Origin of the sequence: Marisediminicola senii, from assembly GCF_011057645.1 — a bacterium.
GTDB classification, from domain to species: domain Bacteria; phylum Actinomycetota; class Actinomycetes; order Actinomycetales; family Microbacteriaceae; genus Marisediminicola; species Marisediminicola senii.
In genome coordinates this window covers 33,956-58,122 of record NZ_JAALGE010000005.1, presented here as the reverse complement: position 1 = coordinate 58,122, position 24,167 = coordinate 33,956, and the positions used below count along the sequence as shown (strand labels likewise).

General features: G+C 67.1%; 19 protein-coding genes. 7 read left to right on the top strand and 12 right to left on the bottom strand.

Translation table 11 applies throughout. The features are described 5' to 3' along the window. Nucleotides 1–33: 33 nt before the first annotated feature. Nucleotides 34–1,452, bottom strand: coding sequence for a Fe-S cluster assembly protein SufB (sufB, locus tag G5S38_RS04060; protein WP_165064662.1), 1,419 nt, complete (start codon nt 1,450–1,452; stop codon nt 34–36). A 245-nt stretch (nt 1,453–1,697) separates the two neighbouring features. Here sufB and G5S38_RS04055 point away from each other — a divergent pair, with 245 nt between their 5' ends. After that, nucleotides 1,698–2,687 (top strand): COX15/CtaA family protein, encoded by a 990-nt coding sequence (locus G5S38_RS04055; protein WP_328796155.1) that lies wholly within the window; start codon nt 1,698–1,700, stop codon nt 2,685–2,687. Between the two features lie 151 nt (nt 2,688–2,838). Here G5S38_RS04055 and G5S38_RS04050 read toward each other — a convergent pair whose 3' ends face one another. Then, a complete protein-coding gene (locus G5S38_RS04050) occupies nt 2,839–3,759 on the bottom strand; it encodes a heme o synthase (protein WP_165064659.1) in 921 nt (306 codons plus the stop codon). Between the two features lie 326 nt (nt 3,760–4,085). Between G5S38_RS04050 and tkt the strand changes: the two genes are divergently transcribed. The 6 genes from tkt to pgl all read left to right on the top strand — a co-directional run bounded on the left by tkt (nt 4,086) and on the right by pgl (nt 12,381). Beyond that, nucleotides 4,086–6,179 carry a transketolase gene (gene tkt / locus G5S38_RS04045; protein WP_165064656.1) on the top strand — a complete coding sequence of 698 codons (2,094 nt, stop codon included), beginning with the start codon at nt 4,086–4,088 and terminating at the stop codon, nt 6,177–6,179. 72 nt (nt 6,180–6,251) lie between these two features. Next, complete coding sequence (gene tal / locus G5S38_RS04040) at nt 6,252–7,433, top strand: transaldolase (RefSeq protein ID WP_165064653.1); 1,182 nt, start codon at nt 6,252–6,254, stop codon at nt 7,431–7,433. After that, nucleotides 7,430–9,025 (top strand): glucose-6-phosphate isomerase, encoded by a 1,596-nt coding sequence (locus G5S38_RS04035; RefSeq protein ID WP_165064649.1) that lies wholly within the window; start codon nt 7,430–7,432, stop codon nt 9,023–9,025. The genes tal and G5S38_RS04035 overlap by 4 nt, the downstream gene beginning before the upstream one ends. Nucleotides 9,026–9,095: 70 nt before the next feature. After that, nucleotides 9,096–10,637, top strand: coding sequence for a glucose-6-phosphate dehydrogenase (gene zwf, locus G5S38_RS04030; RefSeq protein ID WP_165064646.1), 1,542 nt, complete (start codon nt 9,096–9,098; stop codon nt 10,635–10,637). After that, the gene (locus G5S38_RS04025) at nt 10,634–11,599 is read left to right on the top strand and encodes a glucose-6-phosphate dehydrogenase assembly protein OpcA (protein ID WP_165064643.1); all 966 of its coding nucleotides are present in this window, start codon (nt 10,634–10,636) and stop codon (nt 11,597–11,599) included. Before zwf ends, G5S38_RS04025 begins: the two co-directional genes overlap by 4 nt. Continuing rightward, nucleotides 11,596–12,381 (top strand): 6-phosphogluconolactonase, encoded by a 786-nt coding sequence (gene pgl / locus G5S38_RS04020; protein WP_165064640.1) that lies wholly within the window; start codon nt 11,596–11,598, stop codon nt 12,379–12,381. The genes G5S38_RS04025 and pgl overlap by 4 nt, the downstream gene beginning before the upstream one ends. Nucleotides 12,382–12,485: 104 nt before the next feature. Here the strand turns inward: pgl and G5S38_RS04015 are convergent, their stop codons facing one another. From G5S38_RS04015 to uvrA, 10 genes are all read right to left on the bottom strand, one after another. Next, the gene (locus G5S38_RS04015) at nt 12,486–12,845 is read right to left on the bottom strand and encodes an RNA polymerase-binding protein RbpA (protein ID WP_165064637.1); all 360 of its coding nucleotides are present in this window, start codon (nt 12,843–12,845) and stop codon (nt 12,486–12,488) included. Nucleotides 12,846–12,853: 8 nt separating this feature from the next. Then, nucleotides 12,854–13,105, bottom strand: coding sequence for a preprotein translocase subunit SecG (secG, locus tag G5S38_RS04010; protein ID WP_165064633.1), 252 nt, complete (start codon nt 13,103–13,105; stop codon nt 12,854–12,856). 260 nt (nt 13,106–13,365) lie between these two features. Next, nucleotides 13,366–14,160, bottom strand: coding sequence for a triose-phosphate isomerase (gene tpiA / locus G5S38_RS04005; RefSeq protein ID WP_165064631.1), 795 nt, complete (start codon nt 14,158–14,160; stop codon nt 13,366–13,368). After that, nucleotides 14,157–15,374: a phosphoglycerate kinase gene (locus G5S38_RS04000; protein ID WP_165064628.1), complete on the bottom strand. Its 1,218-nt coding sequence runs from the start codon at nt 15,372–15,374 to the stop codon at nt 14,157–14,159. The genes tpiA and G5S38_RS04000 overlap by 4 nt, the downstream gene beginning before the upstream one ends. An 18-nt stretch (nt 15,375–15,392) precedes the next feature. Next, nucleotides 15,393–16,400, bottom strand: a complete 1,008-nt coding sequence (gene gap / locus G5S38_RS03995; RefSeq protein WP_165064625.1) for a type I glyceraldehyde-3-phosphate dehydrogenase — start codon at nt 16,398–16,400, stop codon at nt 15,393–15,395. A gap of 129 nt (nt 16,401–16,529) precedes the next feature. After that, nucleotides 16,530–17,156 carry a superoxide dismutase gene (locus G5S38_RS03990; RefSeq protein ID WP_165064622.1) on the bottom strand — a complete coding sequence of 209 codons (627 nt, stop codon included), beginning with the start codon at nt 17,154–17,156 and terminating at the stop codon, nt 16,530–16,532. Between the two features lie 141 nt (nt 17,157–17,297). Further along, nucleotides 17,298–18,278, bottom strand: coding sequence for a DNA-binding protein WhiA (whiA, locus tag G5S38_RS03985; protein WP_165064619.1), 981 nt, complete (start codon nt 18,276–18,278; stop codon nt 17,298–17,300). Nucleotides 18,279–18,433: 155 nt separating this feature from the next. Then, complete coding sequence (rapZ, locus tag G5S38_RS03980) at nt 18,434–19,303, bottom strand: RNase adapter RapZ (RefSeq protein WP_165064616.1); 870 nt, start codon at nt 19,301–19,303, stop codon at nt 18,434–18,436. A 100-nt stretch (nt 19,304–19,403) separates the two neighbouring features. Continuing rightward, the gene (gene uvrC, locus G5S38_RS03975; protein WP_165064613.1) at nt 19,404–21,278 is read right to left on the bottom strand and encodes an excinuclease ABC subunit UvrC; all 1,875 of its coding nucleotides are present in this window, start codon (nt 21,276–21,278) and stop codon (nt 19,404–19,406) included. 5 nt (nt 21,279–21,283) lie between these two features. Beyond that, on the bottom strand, nt 21,284–24,127 hold the full coding sequence (uvrA, locus tag G5S38_RS03970) for an excinuclease ABC subunit UvrA (protein WP_165064755.1): 2,844 nt from the start codon (nt 24,125–24,127) through the stop codon (nt 21,284–21,286). Nucleotides 24,128–24,167: the final 40 nt, after the last annotated feature.

Here is a 24,167-nt window from a genome sequence, read left to right as displayed (position 1 = left end):
AGTGGGGGATCCTTTCACGCAGTCGGAGAACGGTCATCCCACACTGCCTTCCATGCCCATTTCGATGAGCTTGTTCAATTCGAGCGCGTACTCCATGGGGAGCTCGCGGGAGATCGGTTCGATGAAACCGCGAACGATCATAGCCATCGCTTCGTCCTCCGGCATGCCACGGCTCTGCAGGTAGAACAACTGCTCGGCGCTGACACGGGACACGGTCGCCTCGTGGCCCATCTGCACGTCGTCCTCGCGGATGTCGGTGGTGGGGTAGGTATCGGACCGCGAGATGGTGTCGACCAGCAGCGCGTCGCAGCGCACGGTGTTCGCCGAGTGGTGGGCACCGGCAGCGATACGCACTTCACCCCGATACCCGGTGCGGCCTCCGCCGCGTGCGATCGACTTCGACACGATCGACGACTGCGTGTACGGCGCCATGTGGACCATCTTGGCGCCGGCATCCTGGTGCTGTCCGGGGCCCGCGAACGCGACGGACAGGGTCTCGCCCTTCGCGTGCTCTCCGACGAGGTAGATCGACGGGTACTTCATGGTTACCTTGGAACCGATGTTGCCGTCGATCCACTCCATCGTCGCGCCCTCGTGCGCGATGGCGCGCTTCGTGACGAGGTTGTAGACGTTGTTCGACCAGTTCTGGATCGTGGTGTACCGAACGCGGGCGTTCTTCTTGACGATGATCTCGACGACGGCGGAGTGCAGCGAGTCCGACTTGTAGATCGGGGCCGTGCAGCCCTCGATGTAGTGCACGTAGCTGCCCTCGTCGGCGATGATCAGCGTGCGCTCGAACTGGCCCATGTTCTCGGTGTTGATACGGAAATAGGCCTGCAGCGGGATTTCGACGTGCACACCGGGGGGAACGTAGACGAACGACCCACCGGACCAGACGGCGGTGTTGAGCGCCGCGAACTTGTTGTCGCCCTCGGGGATGACGGTGCCGAAGTACTCCTGGAAGATCTCGGGGTACTCCCGCAGTGCGGTGTCGGTGTCGAGGAACAGCACGCCCTGGGCTTCGAGCTCGGCGTTGATCGAGTGGAACACGACCTCGGACTCGTACTGGGCGGCGACGCCGCCGACCAGGCGCTGGCGCTCCGCTTCGGGGATGCCGAGCTTCTCGTAGGTGTTGCGAATGTCTTCCGGGAGGTCCTCCCAGGTCATCGCCTGCTTCTCGGTGGAGCGCACGAAGTACTTGATGTTGTCGAAGTCGATACCCGACAGGTCGGCGCCCCAGAGCGGCATCGGCTTCTTGCCGAACAGCGACAGGCCCTTGAGGCGCTTCGCCAGCATCCACTCTGGTTCGTTCTTCAGGTTCGAGATATCGGCAACGACCTCGGGGGAGATTCCCCGTTTCGCTGACGCGCCTGCGACGTCGGAGTCTTTCCATCCGAACTCGTATGTGCCGAGGCCATCGAGTTCTGGTCGTTCGATCAGTACGTCTGACATTGTTACCTCTTTCCTGCCGACGACAACCGAGGTGATTGCGCCGCTATTCCGTGACACCAGCCGAATACGTCAAGCTGGCAGCCAGCTGGACCCCAGAGACCCAGCGAGACCCCCAGACAGGCTGCCTACACTGAATGCATGAGGGGTAGACGACCCCGATGTCGACGTAGCTGTCCGCCCGAGGCGGTGCTTCTGAACGTTCCTATTCTACAGGGCGGTCTTCGGCAGTGTGGGAAGGGAAGCCTGTGAAGCCTCAGAAGTCCGTGACGCCGGGGTCTCCGCGATCTGTCGTAGCCCGCGCATGGCGGTGGCTGCCGACGACGGTCGACCGGCGTGTGCTCATCGCCGCGCGGCTGTCGCTCATCGGGCAGGTACTGATCGTGGGAACCGGCGGTGCGGTACGCCTCACCGGTTCGGGGCTCGGCTGCCCGACCTGGCCGCGCTGCACGGCGGAGTCCTTCATCAACACCCCGGAGATGGGGATCCACGGGGTCATCGAATTCGGCAACCGCCTGCTCACCTTCGCCCTGATCGCGATCGCCCTGGTGATGTTCTTCTTCGTCATCCGCATGCGTAAGCAGCGCCCCGACCTGTTCCGCCTCGCGCTCGTTATCGGCCTCGGCATCCCGTTCCAGGGCGTCATCGGCGGCATCACCGTCCTCACGAACCTGAACCCCTACGTCGTCGGCCTGCACTTCGTGCTGTCGACCGTCCTCGTGGTGCTCGCCGCCATTCTGCTCTACCGGGTGCGCTCCGGACCGAAGACCTCGGCGCTGACCACGCCGCGCTGGGTGCTGTCGGTGGCGCGCCTGACCGCGGTGCTGGTCGCGATCACGATCGTCGTCGGCATCCTGACCACCGGGTCGGGCCCGCACGCGGGCGACGGCGGCGCGGCACGCAACGACCTCGACCCCGAGCTGCTGCAACACCTGCACAGCTACCCCGCCTACGGAGCCCTCGCGCTCACCATCGCGCTGATTCTCATCGCCCGGCGGCTGCGCGTCTCACGCCTGCTGCGGTACAGCATGGCGCTGCTCGCCGTCGAGGTCGCCCAGATCGTCGTCGGCGTGACGCAGGCACGCCTCGGCCTCCCGGAGATCCTCGTCGGGATCCACATGGTGCTCGCCTGCGTTCTCGCGGCGGCCATGACCGGCGTCGTGTTGAGCATCAGAGAGCGCCACGACGACGGCGCCCGCATCATCGTGCGTGACGAGGCGCAGTCGACGCTGGTGTGACTGGGACTTGCATCGTCGCCCAAGCGCGGTGTGGCCTATTCTCCTGGCCAATCCGAACCTCTGGCGCGACACTGTCGGCAGCGTCAACCGGTTCCCGCCCGGCGTACCGGACCGGCTCGGTCGATCCCCGCCCGGCGTACCGGACCGGCTGCTAGAACGGCAGTAGCGGGTCGACGCCGACGGCGACGAACAGCAGCGTGAGGTACGAGATCGAGCCGTGGAATACGCGCATGGGCTTGACCTCGCTGTGCCGGATCGCTCCGCTGTACAGGCGGTGCGCCTCGACGATGAACCAGCCACCGGCGACGACGGCGACGACGCTGTACAGGATGCCCATCGGGGCGACGGGAATGAGCAGCAGCGAGCAGACCACGGTCGCCCAGGCGTACAGCACGATCTGCAGCCCGACGACGGACCGTCCCCGCACCACGGCGAGCATCGGCACGTTGACGGCGGCGTAGTCGGCGCGGTAGCGCATCGAGAGCGGCCAGTAGTGCGGGGGCGTCCAGAGGAACACGACACCGAACAGGATCAGCGGCGCCCAGCTCAGCGATCCAGTGACCGCGGCCCAGCCGATGACGACGGGGAAGCATCCAGCGATACCGCCCCAGATGATGTTCTGCGAGGTGCGGCGCTTGAGCCACAGCGTGTACACCACGACGTAGAAGAAGATGGCCGCCGCCGACAGGGCGGCCGCGAGCAGGTTCGTGGTGACGGCCAGCCAGGCGATCGACGCGAAACCCACCACCCAGGCGAAGACGAGTGCCTCACGGTCGGTGAGCGCTCCCGTGACCAGGGGCCGATTCTTGGTGCGGTTCATTACGCGGTCGATGTCGCGGTCGAGGTAGCAGTTGAACGCCCCAGCGGACCCGGCGCTGAGCGATCCGCCGATGAGAGTCGCGAGGACGAGCCAGAGGTTGGGGATGCCCCCCTGCGCCAGGATCATCACCGGCGCGGTAGTCACCAAGAGCAACTCGATGACCCGGGGTTTCGTCAGCGCGAGGTATGCACGCGCCTTATCAGTGAAACCGAGCTTGTCGCGGGAGAAATCGGTTCGTTCGACTACTTTCATTACTCCTCTAACGACGCGTATTCAAGGATAAAGTCTACGCGATGCTCACTGGGCAACTGTCGGGGTGCGCGCGGAGCCGCCGCGGGAGTGCGCCCGGCCTACCCCCCGTGCCGACGCGGCGCAACGGGGCGGCCGAAGCTCGCCGTTAGCTGAACAACTTATCTATACTGGAAGTTAGTTGCCAGCTACAGCAAACCACTCCCCCACAACTCCCCCAGCGTGTTCCGCTGCGGAGTCCTCGTGCAAGCACCACCACCCTGAAGGTGGCGGTGCGGCGGCGGATTGCGGTGCTGGCCAAACCATTGCCAACGAAGGGTCACCGTCCAGTGCCAGAACTCCAGTGGGATGCCATCGACAGCAGAGCGGTCGACACCGCCAGAATCCTTGCGGCGGACGCCGTGGAGAAGGTGGGGAACGGCCACCCCGGCACGGCGATGAGCCTCGCGCCCGCCGCCTACCTGCTGTTCCAGAAGGTCATGCGCCGCGACCCCAGTGACAGCACGTGGATCGGTCGCGACCGCTTCATCCTGTCAGTGGGCCACAGCTCGCTCACCCAGTACGTGCAGTTCTACCTGGGCGGCTACGGCCTCGAGCTCGAAGACCTCGAGGCACTGCGCACCTGGGGCTCGAAGACCCCCGGCCACCCGGAATACGGCCACACCGACGGCGTCGAGATCACCACGGGTCCGCTCGGCCAGGGCCTCGCCTCGGCCGTCGGCTTCGCGTATGCCGCTCGCTTCGAACGCGGTCTCTTCGACCCGGAGACCCCGGCAGGCGAGAGCCCGTTCGACCACTACATCTATACGATCGCCGGCGACGGTGACCTCCAGGAGGGCATCACCAGCGAGGCGTCGTCGCTCGCCGGGCACCAGAAGCTCGGCAACCTGATCGCCATCTACGACAGCAACCAGATCTCGATCGAAGACGACACCAACATCGCCTTCACCGAAGACGTCAAGGCGCGCTACGAGGCGTACCACTGGCACGTGCAGGTCGTCGACTGGAAGAAGACCGGCGACTACAACGAAGACCTCGTCGAACTCAACGCCGCGATCGATGCCGCCAAGGCCGAGACCGACCGTCCGTCGCTGATCATCCTGCGCACCATCATCGGCTGGCCGTCGCCCAAGAAGCAGAACACCGGCAAGATCCACGGGTCGGCGCTCGGTGCAGAAGAGCTCGGCGCCGTCAAGGAGCTGCTGGGCTTCGACCCCGAGAAGAGCTTCGCGGTCGAGGACGACGTTCTCGCCCACACCCGCAAGGCCGTCGAGCGCGGACAGGCCGCCCACGCCGAGTGGGACGAGCAGTTCGCCGCTTGGTCGAGCGCGAACCCCGAGAAGCGCGAGCTGCTCGACCGGGTCCTCGCGGGCGACCTGCCCGAGGGTGTCGTCAACGCCCTCCCCCAGTTCCCCACCGACAAGGACGTCTCCACCCGCGCCGCATCCGGCAAGGTGCTGAACGCCCTCGGCGAGGTCATCCCCGAACTGTGGGGCGGATCGGCCGACCTCGCGGAGTCGAACAACACCACCATCGAGTCGGGCGCATCGTTCATCCCGAGCGAGCACTCCACCGGCGAATGGACGGGTAACCCTTACGGTCGCGTGCTGCACTTCGGCATCCGGGAGCACGCCATGGGCGCCATCCTCAACGGCATCGTGCTGCACGGGAACACCCGCCCCTTCGGCGGAACGTTCCTGATCTTCAGCGACTACATGCGCCCGGCCGTGCGTCTTGCGGCCCTCATGCAGGCGCCGTCGATCTTCGTCTGGACCCACGACTCGGTCGCCCTCGGCGGCGACGGCCCGACCCACCAGCCGGTCGAGCAGCTCGCCGCACTCCGGGCGATCCCGGGCCTCGACGTGGTGCGCCCCGCCGATGCGAACGAGACCGCGCACGCCTGGCACGCCATCCTCGGTCGCCGCCGCGGACCGGCAGGCATCGTGCTCTCCCGCCAGAACCTGCCCGTCTTCGAGCGCGGAACCGACGTCGCTGAGGGCGAGACTTTCGCGGCAGCACACCACGTCGCCAAGGGCGCCTACGTGCTCGCCGAGGCGGCGAATGGAACGCCGGACGTCATCATCATCGCGACCGGCTCCGAGGTGCAGTTCGCCATCGAGGCCCGCGCGGCACTGGCCGAGGAAGGAACCGGCGCGCGCGTCGTCTCCGCCCCCAGCCTCGAGTGGTTCGCCGAGCAGCCCGCCGAGTACCGCGAGTCGGTGCTCCCCGCGGCGATTCGCGCCCGTGTCTCCGTCGAAGCCGGTCTCGCACTCGGATGGCGCGACCTCATCGGTGACGCCGGCCGCAGCGTGTCGATCGAGCACTTCGGTGCGTCGGCCGACTACGAAACGCTGTACCGCGAGTTCGGCATGACCACGGAACACGTCGTGGCAGCAGCCAAGGACTCGCTCTCCGCTGTCTAGCGGGGTCCGCCGAACAGGCGGGCCCCTCCACGCACCCTCCAGCACCACAAGATTTACGGGAAAGAAGATTCCATGAGTGAGAACATCACCCCCACCGCAGAACTCTCCGCCGTCGGCGTCAGCATCTGGCTCGATGACCTGTCGCGCGAGCGCATCAACTCGGGCGGGCTGCAGAAGCTGATCGCCGAGAAGAACGTCGTCGGCATCACCACCAACCCGACCATCTTCGCCAGCGCCCTCGCCAAGGGCGAGGCATACGACGCGCAAGTCGCCGACCTCGCCGCGAACGGCACGAACGTCATCGACGCGGTCTTCGAGATCACCACCGACGACGTCGCCAGCGCGAGCGACATCTTCCGTGAGGTCTACGACACCACGAACGGATTCGACGGTCGCGTGTCGATCGAGGTCGAACCCGGCCTGGCACACGACGCCAATGGAACGTTCGAAGAGGCCAAGCGCCTGTGGGCCAAGGTCAACCGCCCCAACGCGATGATCAAGATCCCCGCCACCGTCGAGGGCCTCGAAGCGATCGCCGACACCATCGCCGAGGGCATCAGCGTCAACGTGACCCTGATCTTCAGCCTCGAGCGCTACCGCGAGGTCATCAACGCCTACCTGACCGGCCTCGAGCGCGCGAAGGCTGCCGGCCACGACCTGTCGACCATCCACTCCGTCGCCTCGTTCTTCGTCTCTCGCGTCGACAGCGAAATCGACAAGCGCCTGATCGCCATCGGCACCGACGAGGCCACCGCACTGAAGAGCAAGGCGGGCGTCGCCAACGCCCAGCTCGCCTACCAGGCCTTCGAGCAGTCGTTCGCCACCGAGCGTGCAGCCGGCCTCCTTGCCGCGGGCGCCAACAAGCAGCGCCCGCTGTGGGCATCCACCGGTGTCAAGGACCCGTCGTTGCCCGACACGCTCTACGTGACCGAGCTGGCCGTCGCCGACGTCGTGAACACGATGCCGGAGAAGACCCTCGACGCGACGTTCGACCACGCCGTCATCACCGGCGACCGCGTCACCGGCTCGTACGACGAGGCGAACGGCGTACTCGACGCGATCGACGCACTCGGCATCTCGTACGACGAGGTCACCGAGCTGCTCGAACGCGAAGGAGTCGACAAGTTCGTCGTCTCGTGGAACGAGCTGCTCGACACCGTGACCGCGGCCCTCGAGGCTGCCGCCCCCTCGAAGTCCGACGAGAAGGACATCAACTCCGAGCCCGCGTCGATCACCCCGGAGTCCGCCCAGTGACATTCGATGTCGCTGTCAGCGGCGCCGCGGCCGAAGCGGTGGACCGGGTTCTGCCCCAGCTGATCAGCGACATGGTCGCATCGGGAATCACCACGCAGGACGACAGCCTGTGGGGTGCCGATGCGGCCGCCGAGGCCGGAGGACGCCTGGGCTGGATCGAGGCGGTGTCCGTCTCCGCGGGGCTCGTTCCCGACATCATCGCCCTGCGTGACCGGTTGCGCGAGGATGGCGTCAGCCGGATCGTGCTGGCCGGCATGGGAGGATCGTCGCTCGCTCCCGAGCTGATCACCCGCACTGCCGGCGTGCCCCTGACGGTATTGGATGCCACGGACCCCGGCCAGGTGCTGTCGGCACTGGAACACCAGCTCGAGACCACCGCCCTCGTCGTGTCGTCGAAGTCCGGGTCGACCATCGAGACCGACAGCCAGAAGCGCGCATTCGAGCACGCGTTCCGCGAAGCCGGCATCGATCCGATCGAGCGGATCGTGGTCGTCACCGATCCGGGGTCGCCGCTCGACCTCTCCGCGCGCGCCGACGGGTACCGCGTCTTCAACGCCGACCCGAACGTCGGTGGCAGGTACTCGGCACTGACCGCCTTCGGCCTCGTGCCGTCTGGGCTCGCCGGTGTCGACATCCAGCACCTCCTCGACGACGCGGACTCGGTCGCCCTGCGGCTCGCCCTCGACCACGAGGACAACCCCGGCCTCGTGCTGGGTGCGGCCATCGCTGGCCAGCGTCCCCAGCCGTCGGCACTGGGGATCGTCTCCGACGGTACCTACCTGATCGGGTTCGGGGAATGGGTGGAGCAGCTGCTCGCAGAGTCCACCGGCAAGGACGGCCGCGGCATCCTCCCCGTCGTTCTCGAACTGGATGCCCCGGAGCTCTCGGCGAGGGTCGATGACCTCCAGGTCGTGCGCCTCGTGCACGACAAGCGCGCGACCGAGAGCCTTATCGACGGCGAGATCGAGATCAGCGGCACCATCGGCGCCCAGATTCTGGTCTGGGAGTTCGCGACCGCGGTGGCCGGGCGACTGCTCGGCATCAACCCGTTCGACCAACCCGACGTCGAGTCGGCCAAGCTCAGGGCTCGGGCACTGCTCGACGAACGCCCCGAACAGTCGGCTCCCGCCTTCGTCGATGCCGGCCTCGCCGTGCGCGGCACCCCATCGGTCGTCGACGGTACGGACTCGGCAAAAGCCGCGGTCGACCGCCTGCTCGCCGCCGTCGGCCCCGACGGGTACCTCGCGGTGCAGGCATACGTCGATCGCGACGCGATGACCGAACTCGCCGAGCTGCGCTCCCTGCTCGCCGCGCGCCTCGGCCGACCCGTCACCTTCGGGTGGGGGCCACGGTTCCTGCACTCCACCGGCCAGTTCCACAAGGGCGGGCCCGCGACCGGAGCGTTCCTGCAGATCACCGCAGACGCCCCCAGGGACCTCGAGATCCCCGGTCGCCCGTTCACCTTCGGGCAACTCATCCAGGCGCAGGCGGCCGGTGACGCGGGAGTGCTCGCGGACCATGGTCGCCCCGTGCTCACCCTCACCATCACCGACGCGGCGACGACAGGCAGTATCTTCAACACCGTGCAGTGAGAACACCGTGCAGTGACCAGTGACGCCTCCCGTGGGCGGTCACGCACCAGCCAATATCGCAAGGAGAACAATGTCTCCGGTGGAGATCACCCCAGAATTCAACCCGCTGAGACTAGCGACCGACCGGCGGCTCAACCGCATCGCGGGGCCGAGCGGCCTGATCATCTTCGGCGTGACGGGTGACCTGTCGCGCAAGAAGCTGATGCCGGCGGTCTACGACCTCGCCAACCGCGGACTGCTGCCGCCGGGGTTCGCCCTCGTCGGGTTCGCCCGTCGCGACTGGGAGACCCAGGACTTCGAGGAGGTCGTGCACGAGGCCGTCAAGAAGTACGCCAGGACCCCGTACGACGAAGACGTCTGGACGCAGCTCGCCCAGGGCATCCGCTTCGTACAGGGAGAGTTCGACGATGACGAGGCCTTCGCCAACCTCAAGGCCACGGTCGAGGAGCTCGACGAGAACCGGGGAACAATGGGCAACCACGCGTTCTACCTGTCGATCCCGCCGAAGTCGTTCCCGCAGGTCACCGAGCAGCTGCGCCGCTCCGGCCTCGCCGAGCAGAAGGACGGCCAGTGGCGCCGCGTTGTGATCGAGAAGCCGTTCGGCAGCGACCTGAAGACCGCGATCGAACTGAACGACGTCGTCGAGTCGGTGTTCCCGCCCGACTCGGTGTTCCGCATCGACCACTACCTGGGCAAGGAGACGGTGCAGAACATCCTCGCGCTGCGCTTCGCCAACCAGTTGTACGAGCCCCTGTGGAACGCCAACTACGTCGACCACGTGCAGATCACCATGGCCGAGGACATCGGCGTCGGCGGTCGCGCCGGATACTACGACGGCATCGGTGCTGCCCGTGACGTGATCCAGAACCACCTGCTGCAGCTTCTCGCCCTCACCGCGATGGAAGAGCCCGTGTCGTTCGACGCCGGCGACCTCCGTGCCGAGAAGGAGAAGGTGCTGTCGGCGGTGCGCCTGCCAGAGGACCTTTCGACCGCGACCGCCCGCGGGCAGTATTCCGGAGGCTGGCAGGGTGGCGAGAAGGTGCTCGGCTTCCTGGAGGAAGACGGGATGAACCCGGACTCCACTACCGAGACGTTCGCTGCCATGCGACTCGACATCGGCACCCGCCGCTGGGCTGGCGTGCCGTTCTACCTACGTGCCGGAAAGCGGCTCGGCCGACGCGTGACCGAGATCGCCGTGGTCTTCAAGCGCGCACCCCAGCACCTGTTCGCCGCCAGCCAGACCTCCGCACTCGGCCAGAACGCCCTCGTGATCCGGGTACAGCCTGACGAGGGCGTCACCATCCGGTTCGGCTCGAAGGTACCCGGCGCCGGCGTGCAGGTACGCGACGTGACCATGGACTTCGGATACGGCCACGCCTTCACCGAGGCGAGCCCCGAGGCGTACGAGCGGCTGATCCTCGACGTGCTGCTCGGCGACCCTCCCCTGTTCCCCCGCCATCGCGAAGTGGAACTCAGCTGGAAGATCCTCGACCCGATCGAGGAATTCTGGGCCACCCAGGGGCAGCCGGAGCAATACCGGCCAGGAACCTGGGGCCCGGCATCCGCCGACGAACTCCTTGCCCGCGACGGCCGAACCTGGAGGCGCCCATGATCGTCGACCTGCCCAACACCACCACCAGCCAGATCTCGAAGCGGCTCGTGCAGCTGCGCGAGGAGGGCGGCGCAGTCGCCCTCGGCCGCGTGCTGACCCTCATCATCTCGACGAAGATCGACCACGAGGAGGATGCGATCGAGGCGGCCAACGAGGCCTCCCGCGAGCACCCCATGCGCGTGATCGTGATCTCCACCGCGGGATCGGTCGCCGACGACGAAGACACCTGCCTCGATGCGCAGATCCGGGTCGGTGGTGACGCCGGCGCCAGCGAGGTCATCGTACTGAAGGCCTACGGCGACATGGCCGACGACGAGGAGGGGCTCGTCACGGGGCTGCTGCTCCCCGACGCCCCCGTGGTCGCATGGTGGCCGGCCGAGGCACCCGCGGTGGTCTCAGAGTCGCCGCTCGGCCGGATCGCGCAGCGCCGCATCACCGACGCGGCCGCCCAGCCCGACCCGCACGCCTACCTGCGGGGCCTCGCGTCGTCGTATGCGCCCGGCGACACGGACTTCTCGTGGACGCGCCTGACCCTGTGGCGCGCCCAGCTCGCCGCGGTGCTCGACCAGCCGCCGTTCGAGTCCATCTCGGCGGCGGAGGTGCACGGCGCCGAGGTGTCGCCGTCGACGACTCTGCTGGCCGCGTGGTTGCAGCTGCAGCTGCAGCTTCCGGTAATCCATGAGGTCACCCCGCCGGTGACGGGCTCCAGCGGCATCCACGGTGTCAAGCTCGAGCGGGCCTCGGGTGCCATCGAACTGGAACGCACGCAGGCGAGCATCGTGACCCTCGTGCAGCCCGGCCAGCCGACGCACGACATCTCGCTGCCGCGCCGCAGCATGCGCGACTGCCTGGCCGAAGAACTGCGCAGACTCGACCCCGACGACCTGTTCGGCGAGGTCATCACGCAGGGCCTCGACGGGTTCAACCCGGTCGTCACCGTCTCGGACGAGGCGGCAGCATGACCAACGAACGCCGCGTTCTCGTACACAGGGACGCCCAGGAACTGACCGGATCGGTCGCCGCGCGCTTCATCACCAAGATGATCGACATCCTCGACGAGAAGCCGGAGGCGCATGTCGTGCTCACCGGCGGCCGGGTCGGCGTCGGTATCCTCGGGGCGATCAACGAGTCCCACGCCCGCGACTCCATCGACTGGGCCAGGGTTCACGTCTGGTGGGGCGACGAGCGGTGGCTGCCCGTCGGCCACGAGGAACGCAACGACACGCAGGCCGACCTCGCCCTGCTCGACCACGTCGGCATCCCCGCGGCGAACGTGCACCGGTATGGGGCACCCGACGATGCCACCGAGTCGGACGATGGGGCATTGGATGCTGCGGCGGCGCGGTACTCCGACGAGCTCGCCGCGCATGCCGCCGATGGCTCCACCCTCCCCACCTTCGAGATCACGTTCCTCGGCGTCGGACCGGACGGGCACATCGCCTCGCTGTTCCCCGACGCCCCAGGGGTGCGGGAGCAGGCTGCCACGGCGATTGCGGTGCGCAACTCCCCCAAGCCGCCACCGGAGCGGCTCAGCCTGACCCTGCCGGCGATCAATTCGTCGGAGCGCATCTGGCTGGCCATGGCGGGCCCCGATAAGGCGTCGGCCCTCGGCCTCGCCCTCGCGGGGGCGAGCATCATCGAGGTACCGGCGGCGGGCGCCAAGGGCGTGAGGCGCACGGTGTTCTTCGTCGATGAAGAAGCGGCGCAGGAAGTGCCGGACAACCTCATCAGCCAGGAGTACTGACGGCGTCGCCGTCGCCCGGCTCATTCCGACCCGACGACAAAGCACCCGCGCAGCGATCTGCGCGGGTGCTTTTCTGTCGTGTGGGTGGGTTTGTCCCTGCCGCCTCAGTTGGCGAGGCCGCGCCGCGCTCGGAGCGCCCGGAGGGCCTCGTCGAGAAGCTGCGCCGCCTCTTCTTCGGTGCGACGCTCCTTCACGTACGCGAGATGGGTCTTGTATGGCTCCATCTTCGACAGGCTCGGCGGGTTCGCTTTGTCACGACCGGCGGGGAGCCCGGACTGCGGGGAATCGATGGTGGCCGGGATCTCGTCGTCGGGCACGCTGGCGGAGAAATACCGCACCGTCTCGTTGCCCAGCTCGTCCCAGTACGATACGGCGACCCGCTCCGCGTGGAATCCCCTGTCCTGTTCGCCCATCGGTCCGGAACCGACGCGAGACCCCCGAATAGCGCTGCCACCTGATGCCATGTCGAGACCTACCCTGCCGCGTCGAATTTAGTGATGAGCCCGAGAACGATGATGCAGGTGATCCAGAACAGACCGAGGAACACCGTGATGCGATTGAGGTTACGTTCGGCGACTCCCGACGCCCCGAGGTTCGAGGTCACCCCACCGCCGAACATGTCGGAGAGTCCCCCGCCGCGACCGCGGTGCAGGAGGATGAGGAGGGTGAGCAGCAGGCTCGTGATACCGAGCAGAACCTGCAATACAACCTGAAGAATTTCCACAAAAAGCCTTTCGGAACCTTGACGAACGGTGACAAGTATATCCGGGGCGTGCCATACCGGACGATGCCGCTCAGGGGACGCGCCAATCGGTGTCGGCCGAGTGCACGCCTGCGCCAATCGGTGTCGGCCGAGTGCACGCCTGCGCCAGTCGATGGCGTCCGAACACAGGAATGCGCCCCGGGCGCGAAGCCCGGGGCGCATTCCTGGAGTGCTCGCCACTCGGTGAACCGACGACCGGTCGGCCGCCTGGTGACGCGTGCTCAGACCCCGACGTGCTGGTGGAACCTCGAGATGGCCGAGAACTCCTGGATGTCGAGGCTCGCGCCACCAACGAGGGCGCCGTCCACGTTGGGCTGTCGCATGAACCCGGCGATGTTGTTCGCCTTGACGGAACCGCCGTAGAGGATGCGGGTCGCTGCGGCGGCGTCTGCACCGAGGGCTTCAGCGACCACCTCGCGGAGGCGAGCGGCGACCTGCTCCGCCTGCTCCGGGGTGGCTGCCTTGCCCGAACCGATGGCCCAGACGGGTTCGTAGGCCACGACGATGTCAGCGTCGGCCGCGACGTCGGCGAGTGCCGCCGTCAGCTGCGCAACGGGAACGGCACTCGGCCCGTGGGTCTCGAGGTCGTCTGCCGTCTCGCCGACGCAGATGACGGGAACGAGCCCGTGCTTCAGCGCCGCCGCGGTCTTGGCAGCGACCACGTCGTCACCCTCGGCGTGAAGGGTGCGTCGCTCAGAGTGGCCGATGATCACGTACCGGCACTCGAGGGCCTTGAGGAATGCCCCGGAGATCTCGCCGGTGTAGGCGCCAGTGTCATGCTGCGAGACATCCTGCGCGCCGTAGGCGATGGGCAGCTTGTCTGCCGACACCAGGGTCTGGACCGAACGGATGTCGGTGAACGGCGGGAACACCGCGACCTCGACGGCGTCGAAGTCGACCGCGGCGTCCTTGAGGCTCCACGCGAGCTTCTGCACGAATGCGATCGCCTGCAGGTGGTCGAGGTTGAGCTTCCAGTTGCCCGCGATGAGGGGCAGCCTCGTACCTGTCGTCGTCATGCTTGCCATCCGAGTACCTCCAGTCCTGGGAGGTGCTTGCCCTCGAGGAACTCGAGACTGGCGCCGCCACCCGTTGAAATATGTCCGAACTGATCGTCGGAGAACCCCAGCGCACGAACTGCTGCCGCCGAGTCACCCCCGCCGACCACGGAGAGGCCGTCGACCTCGGTCAGGGCCTGGGCCACCGTCTTGGTTCCGCCCGAGAACGCGTCGAACTCGAACACGCCCATCGGGCCGTTCCAGAAGACGGTTTTCGAAGAACGGATGACGCCGGCGAACGCCGCGGCCGTGTCTGGTCCGATGTCCAGTCCGATTCCGGCATCGCCGAACTCGGTATTCTCGATCGAGTCGGCCGGGCGAACCACGTGCTCGGCGTCGGCGGCGAAGGTCGACGCCACGACGACGTCGGTGGGAAGCACGATGTCGACACCGCGCTTCGTCGCCTCATCGAGGTAACCGCGCACGGTGTCGAGCTGGTCGTTCTCCAGCAGGCTGGCTCCGACCGCGTGGCCCTGGGCCGCGAGGAAGGTGAACAGCATTCCCCCGCCGATCAGGATGGAATCCACCCTGGGCAGCAGGTGCTCGATGACGCCGAGCTTGTCCGACACCTTGGACCCGCCGAGTACCACCGCGTACGGCTTCTGCGGCGACGCCGTGAGGCGGTCGAGCACGTCGAGTTCGGAGGCGATCAGCAGTCCGGCCGAGCTCGGAAGGATTTCTGCGAGCTCGTAGACGCTGGCCTGCTTGCGGTGCACCACGCCGAACCCGTCGGAGACGAGCACGTCGCCGAGCTCTGCGAGCTGCCCGGCGAACGCGCGGCGCTCGTCTGCCGATTTCGAGGTCTCCCCCGGGGTGAACCGCAGGTTCTCCATCACGGCGACGTCTCCGTCGCCGAGGCTTGCGACCACGGCCTTCGCCGACGGTCCACAGGTGTCTGCGGCGAACGGCACGTCGACACCCAGTAGCTCGGAGAGCCGCGCCGCGACCGGGGCGAGGCTGTACTTCTCGACGACCTCGCCGTCCGGGCGTCCGAGGTGCGAGATCACGACGACGCGAGCCCCGGCGCCGGTGAGGGCGCCGAGGGTGGGCAGCGACGCGCGGATGCGCCCGTCGTCGGTGATCTCGCCGTCCTTCAACGGGACGTTCAGGTCGCAGCGGAGGATGACGGTCTTCCCCGCCAGCGATCCGAGCGATTCGATGGTGCGAAGAGACACCCGATTACCCCGCGGCGCTTAGAGACGCTCGGCTACGTACTCGGTCATGTCGACGAGGCGGTTGGAGTATCCCCACTCGTTGTCGTACCACGACGCGACCTTGACCTGGGTGCCGATGACCTTGGTGAGGCCGGCGTCGAAGATCGAGGAGTGCGGGTCGCCCACGATGTCGCTGGAGACGATGGGGTCTTCGGTGTAGCTGAGGATGCCCTTGAGCTCGCCCTCGGCTGCGGCCTTGTATGCCGCGTTCACCTGCTCGACCGTGACCGTGCTCGAGGTCTCGATCGTGAGGTCGGTTATGGAACCGGTGGGCACGGGGACGCGCAGGGCGTAGCCGTCGAGCTTGCCGACGAGCTCGGGGATGACGAGGCCGAGCGCCTTCGCTGCTCCGGTGCTCGTCGGGATGATGTTCTGCGCCGCGCCACGTGCACGTCGGAGGTCGCTGTGCGGGCCGTCCTGCAGGTTCTGGTCTGCGGTGTACGCGTGGACCGTCGTCATCAGGCCGCGCTCGATACCGAAGTTGTCGAGCAGCACCTTGGCGAGCGGGGCGAGGCAGTTGGTGGTGCACGATGCGTTCGAGACGACGTCGTGTACTGCAGGGTCGTAGATGCCCTCGTTGACGCCGAGGACGATGGTTGCGACGCCGTCTCCGGTGGCGGGAGCCGACACGATGACCTTCTTGGCGCCACCCGCGATGTGCTTGCGCGCGTCGTCGGCCTTGGTGAAGCGTCCGGTCGACTCGATGACGATGTCGACGCCCAGCTCACCCCACGGGAGGTTGGCGGGGTCGCGCTCCTCGAGCACGATGATCGGCTTGCCGTTGACGATGATGCGGTCGCCGTCGAGCTCCACGGTGGCGTCGAGGCGCCCATTGATGGAGTCGTACTTGAGGAGGTGGGCGAGCGACTTGTTGTCGGTGAGGTCGTTGACCGCGACGATTTCGAGGTCGCTGCCCTTGGCAAGCGCCGCGCGGAAGTAGTTGCGGCCGATGCGGCCGAAGCCATTGATGCCGATCTTGACAGTCAAGGGTTCTCCTGTTGCTCAGGCGCCTGAGGGCGCGGGGTGAAGCCGGGTATCACGGGGGAAAACGGTGATGAGATGCGCGGGCATGGCCCGCGCTGGGGAGGTGCCCGGGTCGCCCCGGGCACCCAGCCGCTATGACAGTACCAGCAGGCCGTTCGTCTTGACGCGGGCCGTCTCGAAGCGCTGCGAGACGTTCTCCCAGTCGACGATGTTCCAGAACGCCTTGACGTAGTCGGCGCGCACGTTCTTGTAGTCGAGGTAGTAAGCGTGCTCCCAGACGTCGAGCATCAGCACGGGCACGGTGCCGGCGGCGAAGTTGCTCTGCTGGTCGAAGAACTGCTGCACGATGAGCTGCTGTCCGATGGAGTCCCAGACGAGTACGGACCATCCGGAGCCCTGCACGCCGAGGGCAGCGGCGGTGAAGTGCGCGGTGAACTTGTCGAAGGACCCGAAGTTGTCGTCGATCGCTGCTGCGAGCTCGCCGACCGGCTTGTCGCCGCCGTTGGGCGACAGGTTGGTCCAGAAGATCGAGTGGTTGACGTGGCCGCCGAGGTTGAAGGCGAGGTCTTTCTGCAGCTTGTTGACGTTGGCGAGGTTGCCGGAGTCGCGGGCCTCGGCGAGCTGCGCGAGGGCGGTGTTCGCACCGGTCACGTATGCCTGGTGGTGCTTGCTGTGGTGCAGCTCCATGATGGCACCGCTGATGCTGGGCTCGAGGGCCGCATAGTCGTAGGCGAGGGTTGGGAGGGTGTATTCAGCCATGGGTGATTTCTCCTTGCGTCGATGTGTCCGGAGGCCGAGCATCGGCAAACCGGATGACTGGTCAAGTCTAGTAATCGGAGGCTGCACCTGCTCCCCCGCGTACCCAGAAACCCGTGCGACGCCGCCCACGGACCGCGCTACTCAGGCGTCTTCGTAGTCAGGGGGGAGATTGGCGTCGGTGCCCGCGATCCCGAGTTCGACGGCGCGCTTGTCGGCCATCGCCAGCAGTCGGCGCACCCGGCCGGCGACGGCGTCCTTGGTCATCGGCGGGTCGGCGTGGTGGCCGAGCTCGTCGAGGCTGGAATCCCGGAACCGCAGCCGCAGCTCGCCCGCGTAGCGGAGGTGCTCCGGTACGTCGCCGTCGAGGATCTCGAGGGCGCGTTCGACCCTGGCGCAGGCGGCTACCGCGGCCTGCGCCGAGCGTCGCAGGTTGGCATCGTCGAAGTTGACGAGGCGGTTCGCCGTTGCGCGCACCTCGCGGCGCTGGCGGAGCTCTTCCCAGTTCACGACGGTGGCTTTCGCGCCCATGTGCACGAGCATGGCGCTGATGGCATCGCCGTCGCGGATGACGACGCGGTGCACGCCTCGCACCTCGCGGGCCTTCGCCTGGATCTTGAGCCGGCCGGCGGCCCCGACCAGTGCCATCGCCGACTCGTTGCCCGGGCAGGTGATCTCGAGCGCAGCGGAGCGGCCGGGATCGGTCAGCGACCCGTGGGCGAGGAACGCGCCCCGCCACACTGCCGCGAGCTCGTCGGTGTTGCCGGTGGTGAGCTTGTTGGGCAGGCCGCGAATAGGACGACGGCGAGCGTCGAGCAGCCCGGTCTGCCTGGCTAGGGTCTCGCCACCCTCGAGCACGCGGACGAGGTAGTGGTTGGTGCGACGGAGCCCGGATGCGGTGATCACCGAGATCTCGCTCCGTACGCCGTACAGCTCGGCGAGGTCCTTGCGCACGCGCCGGGCCAGCTGGGCGGTATCGAGCTCGGATTCGACGGCGATGCGCCCGGAGATGAGGTGCAGGCCGCCCGAGAACCTGAGGATCGTGGCCAGCTCTGCCGCCCGCACCGTCGTCTTGGGGACGTCGATCCTGGCCAGCTCGTCTTTGACCTCTGCGGTAAGTGCCACGGTGGGAGGGTCCTTTGTTCGAGTCTCGGCGTTCTGAATTCGTAATGGCGACTGGCGCCTCGCGGCTGCGTCATCGGCCCCGTGGTGTCGCCCGCCTGCGTGGCACGCGTCCTATGGCCGTGCGCGTACGGCACCCGCGACCCGGTGCTCGCGGATCACTCCCGGCCGAGGTCTCGGTGCTTGATGCTCACGGCGACGCCTGGTTGATCCCTGAGTCGCGCGGCCAGTTCTTCTACCACCGCGACCGAGCGGTGCTTTCCACCGGTACAGCCAACGGCGATCGTAGCGTGTCTCTTGTTCTCCCGCTGGTAGCCGGCGAGCACGGGGGCGATCGCCGCCACGTAGTTGGTGACGAATTCGGCCGCTCCCTCCTGCGCCAGCACGAACTCGCTGACCTGCGGGTCGAGCCCGGTGAACGGTCGCAGTTCGCTGTGCCAGAAAGGGTTCGGAAGGAATCGCATGTCGGCGACCATGTCGGCGTCGGAGGGCAGCCCGTACTTGTAGCCGAAGCTGAGCACGGTGATCTGCAGGGCGGCGGTGTCGGCGCCGGCGAAGCTGCCCGCGATCACTGTCGCGAGTTGGTGGATGTTGAGGTCTGACGTGTCGATGATGAGGTCGCTGGCCTCCCGCATGTCGAGCATGCGGGCACGCTCGGCGGTGATGCCATCGAGGATCGTGCCGTCGTCCTGCAGCGGATGGGGACGACGTACCTGCTCGAAGCGACGCACCAGGGCAGCATCCGTCGCCTCAAGGAAGAGCACGCGGAGGCGGGTTCCCTGCCGCAACGACTCGACGATGTCGCGCAGGTCGGAGAACAGCTTGCCCCCGCGCACGTCGACGACGGCCGCGATCTTGGGCAGCGAAGTGCCCGCGCGTTCGACGAGGTCGACCAGCGGGCGGAGCATCTGCGGGGGGAGGTTGTCGACCACATACCAGCCGAGGTCTTCCAGCGCGTTGCCGACGGTCGACCGACCCGCCCCGGACATGCCGGTGACGATCAGGACCTGTTGCTGCTCGCCTGCCATCCGCTCTCTTTCACGCCCCTGGTTCGGAACACCGGGCGGTTGCGCGCCCACGATGCGTTCCATGTGTTGTCATCAAGACTACCGATGCCCGGTGCCGCCCCTACTGCCGCAGTGCCCGGTAGATGACCTCCGAGAGGGCGGGCCCGATGCCCTTGACCTCGGCGATCGCGTCGGGCTGCGCCGCACGGAGCTGCTTCACCGACCCGAAGTGGCGCAACAGCTCACGGATGCGCGACGGGCCGAGCCCCGGGATAGTCGCCAGTTGCGACGTGATGTCGCTGGAGCGCTTCTGCCGCTGGTAGCTGATCGCGAACCGGTGGGCCTCGTCGCGGATGCGCTGGAACAGGAACAGGGCGTCGCTGTTGCGCGGCAGGATCACGGGATAGTCGGAGTCGGGCACCCAGATCTCTTCGAGCCGCTTGGCGATTCCGCACAGCTGAATGTCGGTCACGCCGGCCTCCCGCATCGCCTTCGCCGCCGCGGCGACCTGAGGCTGGCCACCGTCGACGATGAGCAGGTTGGGGCGGTAAGCGAACTTCTTGACGCCGGTGTCGGCGTCGTCCGCCCGCGATGTCTCCTCGCCCACGTTCGCGAGCCTGCGGGAGAGGGTCTGGTAGATCGACTGGGTGTCGTCGGTGGAGTCGGGAATGCTGAACCGGCGGTACTGGTCCTTGCGGGGCAGCCCGTCTTCGAACACGACCATCGACGCGACGATGTTGGTGCCGCTGAGGTGCGACACGTCGTAGCACTCCATCCGCAACGGCGCATCAGGCATACCGAGCGCTTTCTGGATGTCGGAGAGCGCCTGCGAGCGAGCCACGAAGTCGCCGCTGCGGCGGGTCTTGTAGAGCATGAGGGAGTTTTTGGCGTTCGTCGCGACGGTCAACGCGAGGGCGGCTTTCTCGCCACGCTGCGCGGTGCGAATGGACACCCGGCCCGCACCACGCGGGAGTCGGTCGGCGCGGATGCTGCTGAGCAGCAGTTCGAGCGGGGCGGCATCGGCGGGCAGTTCAGGCACGATGACCTCGCGGGGCGGCACGTCGTCTTCGTAGGCGTTCTGCAGCACCGTGTCGACGAGGCCGCCGAGGTCGAGGTCGAGCTCCTTGTCGACCACCCAGCTGCGCACACCGCGGATGCGCCCACCGCGCACCAGGAACTGCTGCACGGCGGCGGCCAGTTCGTCGTGGGCGATGCCGAAGATGTCGACGTCGACGTCGTCGTGCAGCACGACGGTGCTCTTCGACAGCGCGGCCTCGAGTGCGCCGAGCTGGTCGCGGTAGCGGGCTGCCGCCTCGTACTCCTGCTCCTGCGCGGCCTTCTTCATCTTGGCGTTGAGCTCGGCGAGGTAGCGGGAGTCGTTGCCGCCCATGAAGGAGGCGAAGTCGACGGCGACCGACTTGTGCTCTTCTTTGGTGACCCGGCCGACGCACGGGGCGACGCACTTGCCGATCTCGCCGAGCAGGCATGGCCTTCCGGTCTGCTCGGCCCGCTTGTAGGTGGAGTCGGAGCAGCTGCGCATCGGGAACGCCTTGAGCATCTGGTCGACGGTCTCGCGGATCGCCCACACCTTGGTGTACGGACCGAAGTACCGCGCACCGCTGAGGTTCTTGTTGCGGGTGACCAACACCCTGGGCACCGGGTCACCGAGGGTGATCGCGAGGTACGGATAGGTCTTGTCGTCGCGGAACTTGACGTTGAAGGGCGGGTCGAACTCTTTGATCCAGGTGTATTCAAGCTGCAGTGCCTCGAACTCGGTGCCGACGACGGTCCACTCGACTGAGTCGGCGCTGAGCACCATGCGGCGGGTTCGCTCGTGGAGGCTCCGCAGCGGCGCGAAGTAATTGCTCAGCCTCGCGCGGAGGGAGTTGGCCTTGCCGACGTAGAGCACCCGGCCCGTGGCATCCCGGAATCGATACACCCCGGGCTGGGTGGGAATCTCGCCGGCCTTCGGCCGGTAGTGCACTGTGTCGGCCATGCCCGTTACCGCCCGGCCAGGACTTCCTTGAGGAAGGTACCGGTGTGGCTCTTCTTGGATTTGACGAGTTGCTCGGGCGTTCCGGTGCCGATGACCTGGCCGCCGCCCGACCCGCCCTCCGGCCCGAGGTCGATGAGCCAGTCGGAGGACTTGATGACGTCGAGGTTGTGCTCGATGACGATGACCGTGTTGCCCTTGTCGACGAGGCCATTGAGCACCAGTAGCAGCTTGCGCACGTCTTCGAAGTGCAGGCCGGTGGTCGGCTCGTCGAGGACGTAGATGCTGCGGCCGTTCGAGCGCTTCTGCAGCTCGGTGGCGAGCTTGACGCGCTGCGCCTCTCCCCCGGACAGCGTCGTGGCGCTCTGGCCGAGGCGCACGTAGCCGAGGCCGACGTCGACCAGGGTGTTGAGGAAGCGGCTGATCGAGCCGATGGCCTCGAAGAAGTCGGCGGCCTCGCTGATCGGCATGTCGAGCACTTCGGCGATGTTCTTGCCCTTGTAGTGCACGGTGAGGGTGTCGCGGTTGTACCGGGCGCCGTTGCATACCTCGCACACGACGTAGACGTCGGGGAGAAAGTTCATCTCGATCTTGATGGTTCCGTCGCCGGAGCAGTTCTCGCAGCGACCGCCCTTGACGTTGAAGCTGAACCGGCCGGGGAGGTAACCCCGTGCCTTCGCCTCGCCGGTCTCGGCGAACAGGTTGCGGATCTTGTCGAAGACGCCGGTGTAGGTGGCCGGGTTGGAGCGCGGGGTGCGCCCGATCGGGGCCTGGTCGACGTGTACCACCTTGTCGAGGTTGTCGAGGCCGGTGACCCTGGTGTGCTTGCCCGAGATCTGGCGCGCACCGTTGAGCTCGTTGGCGAGCACCTTGTAGAGGATGTCGTTGACGAGCGACGACTTGCCCGATCCGCTGACCCCGGTGACGGCGACGAGCACGCCCAGCGGGAAGTCGACGGTGACGTTGCGGAGGTTATTGGCCCTCGCACCGTGCACGGTAACCATGCGGTCGGGGTCGACGGGGCGGCGGGTCTTCGGTGTCGCGATCGACTTGCGCCCGGAGAGGTAGTCGCCGGTCATCGAGCGGGTGTTGGCGAGCAGGTCGACGTAGGAGCCGGAGTGCACGACCTGGCCGCCGTACTCGCCGGCGCCGGGGCCGATGTCGACGATCCAGTCGGCGGTGCGGATGGTGTCTTCGTCGTGCTCGACGACGATGAGGGTGTTGCCAAGGTTCTTGAGCTTGACGAGCGTCTCGATCAGGCGCCGGTTGTCGCGCTGGTGCAGCCCGATGCTGGGCTCGTCGAGCACGTACAGCACTCCCGTGAGCCCGGAGCCGATCTGGGTGGCGAGGCGGATGCGCTGGGCTTCTCCCCCGCTGAGCGACCCGGCGGAGCGCGACAGGTTGAGGTAGGTCAGGCCGACCTGGATGAGGAAGTCGAGCCGGGCCCTGATCTCGCGGAGCACCGCGGCGGCGATGGCCGCGTCACGATCGGACAGCTCGAGCTGCTGCATGAACTCGAACGCGTTGACGAGGCTGAGTTCGCTGACGTCGGCGATACTGTGATCTTGCACCGTGACCGCCAGCACCTCGGGCTTGAGGCGCTTTCCGTCGCAGACCGGGCACGGGATCTCGCGGAGGTAGCTGGAGTAGCGCTGACGAGCGGCGTCGGTCTCCGCCTCGAGGAACTTGCGCTCGATGTATGGCATGACGCCCTCGAAGCCGGTCGAGTACTTCATCTCGCGGCCGTAGCGGTTCTTCCACCGCACGGTGACCTCGAAGTTGTTGCCGGTGAGGATGGCCTTGCGCACGCTCTCGTCGAGGTCGCGCCACGGGGTCGTGAGGGAGAAGTCGAGGTCGCTGGCGAGGCCCTGCAGCAGGCGCTGGAAGTAGTTGAACAGGCCCTTGCCGGACTGGGTCCACGGCAGGATGACGCCGTCGGCGAGGCTGAGCTCCTCGTCGCCGAGCACCAGCTCTGTGTCGACCGACATGCGGGTACCGAGGCCGGAGCATTCGGGGCAGGCACCGAACGGGGCGTTGAACGAGAACGTGCGCGGCTCGATCTCGGTGAGCTGCACGGGATGGTTGTTCGGACACGACAGCTTCTCGGAGAAGGTGCGGAACGCCGCGTCGCCCTCCTTGTCGATGAAGTTGATCGTGACCAGGCCGTCGGTGAGCCGCAGTGCGGTCTCGAGCGAGTCGGTGAGGCGGGTGAGGATGTCGTCGGCGGCGACGAGGCGGTCGACGACGACGGAGATGTCGTGCTTGACCTGCTTCTTCAGCGTCGGCGGTTCGCTGAGCTGGACGGTCTTGCCGTCGACGATGGCGCGCGAGTAACCGCCGGCCGCGAGTTCGCGGAACAGGTCGACGAACTCGCCCTTCTTCTGGGATACGACGGGGCTGACCACCTGGTAGCGGGTGCCTGCCTCGAGCTCCATGAGCTGGTCGGCGATCTGCTGCACGCTCTGCTTGGCGATGACCTCGCCGCAGATGGCACAGTGGGCGATGCCGATGCGCGCCCAGAGCAGGCGCATGTAGTCGTAGATCTCGGTGATCGTTCCGACGGTCGACCGCGGGTTGCGGTTGGTCGACTTCTGGTCGATCGACACCGCAGGGCTGAGGCCCTCGATGAAGTCGACGTCTGGTCGGTCGACCTGCCCGAGGAACTGGCGGGCGTAGGCCGACAGCGACTCGACGTAGCGACGCTGGCCCTCCGCGAAAATGGTGTCGAAGGCGAGCGACGACTTGCCGGAACCGGACAGCCCGGTAAACACGACGAGCGAGTCGCGGGGGATCTCGAGGTCGACGTTCTGCAGGTTGTGCACGCGCGCACCGCGCACGGCGAGGCGCGACATGTCGGCGGGAACGCTGAGAGTGGACTCGTCGAAGGTCAGT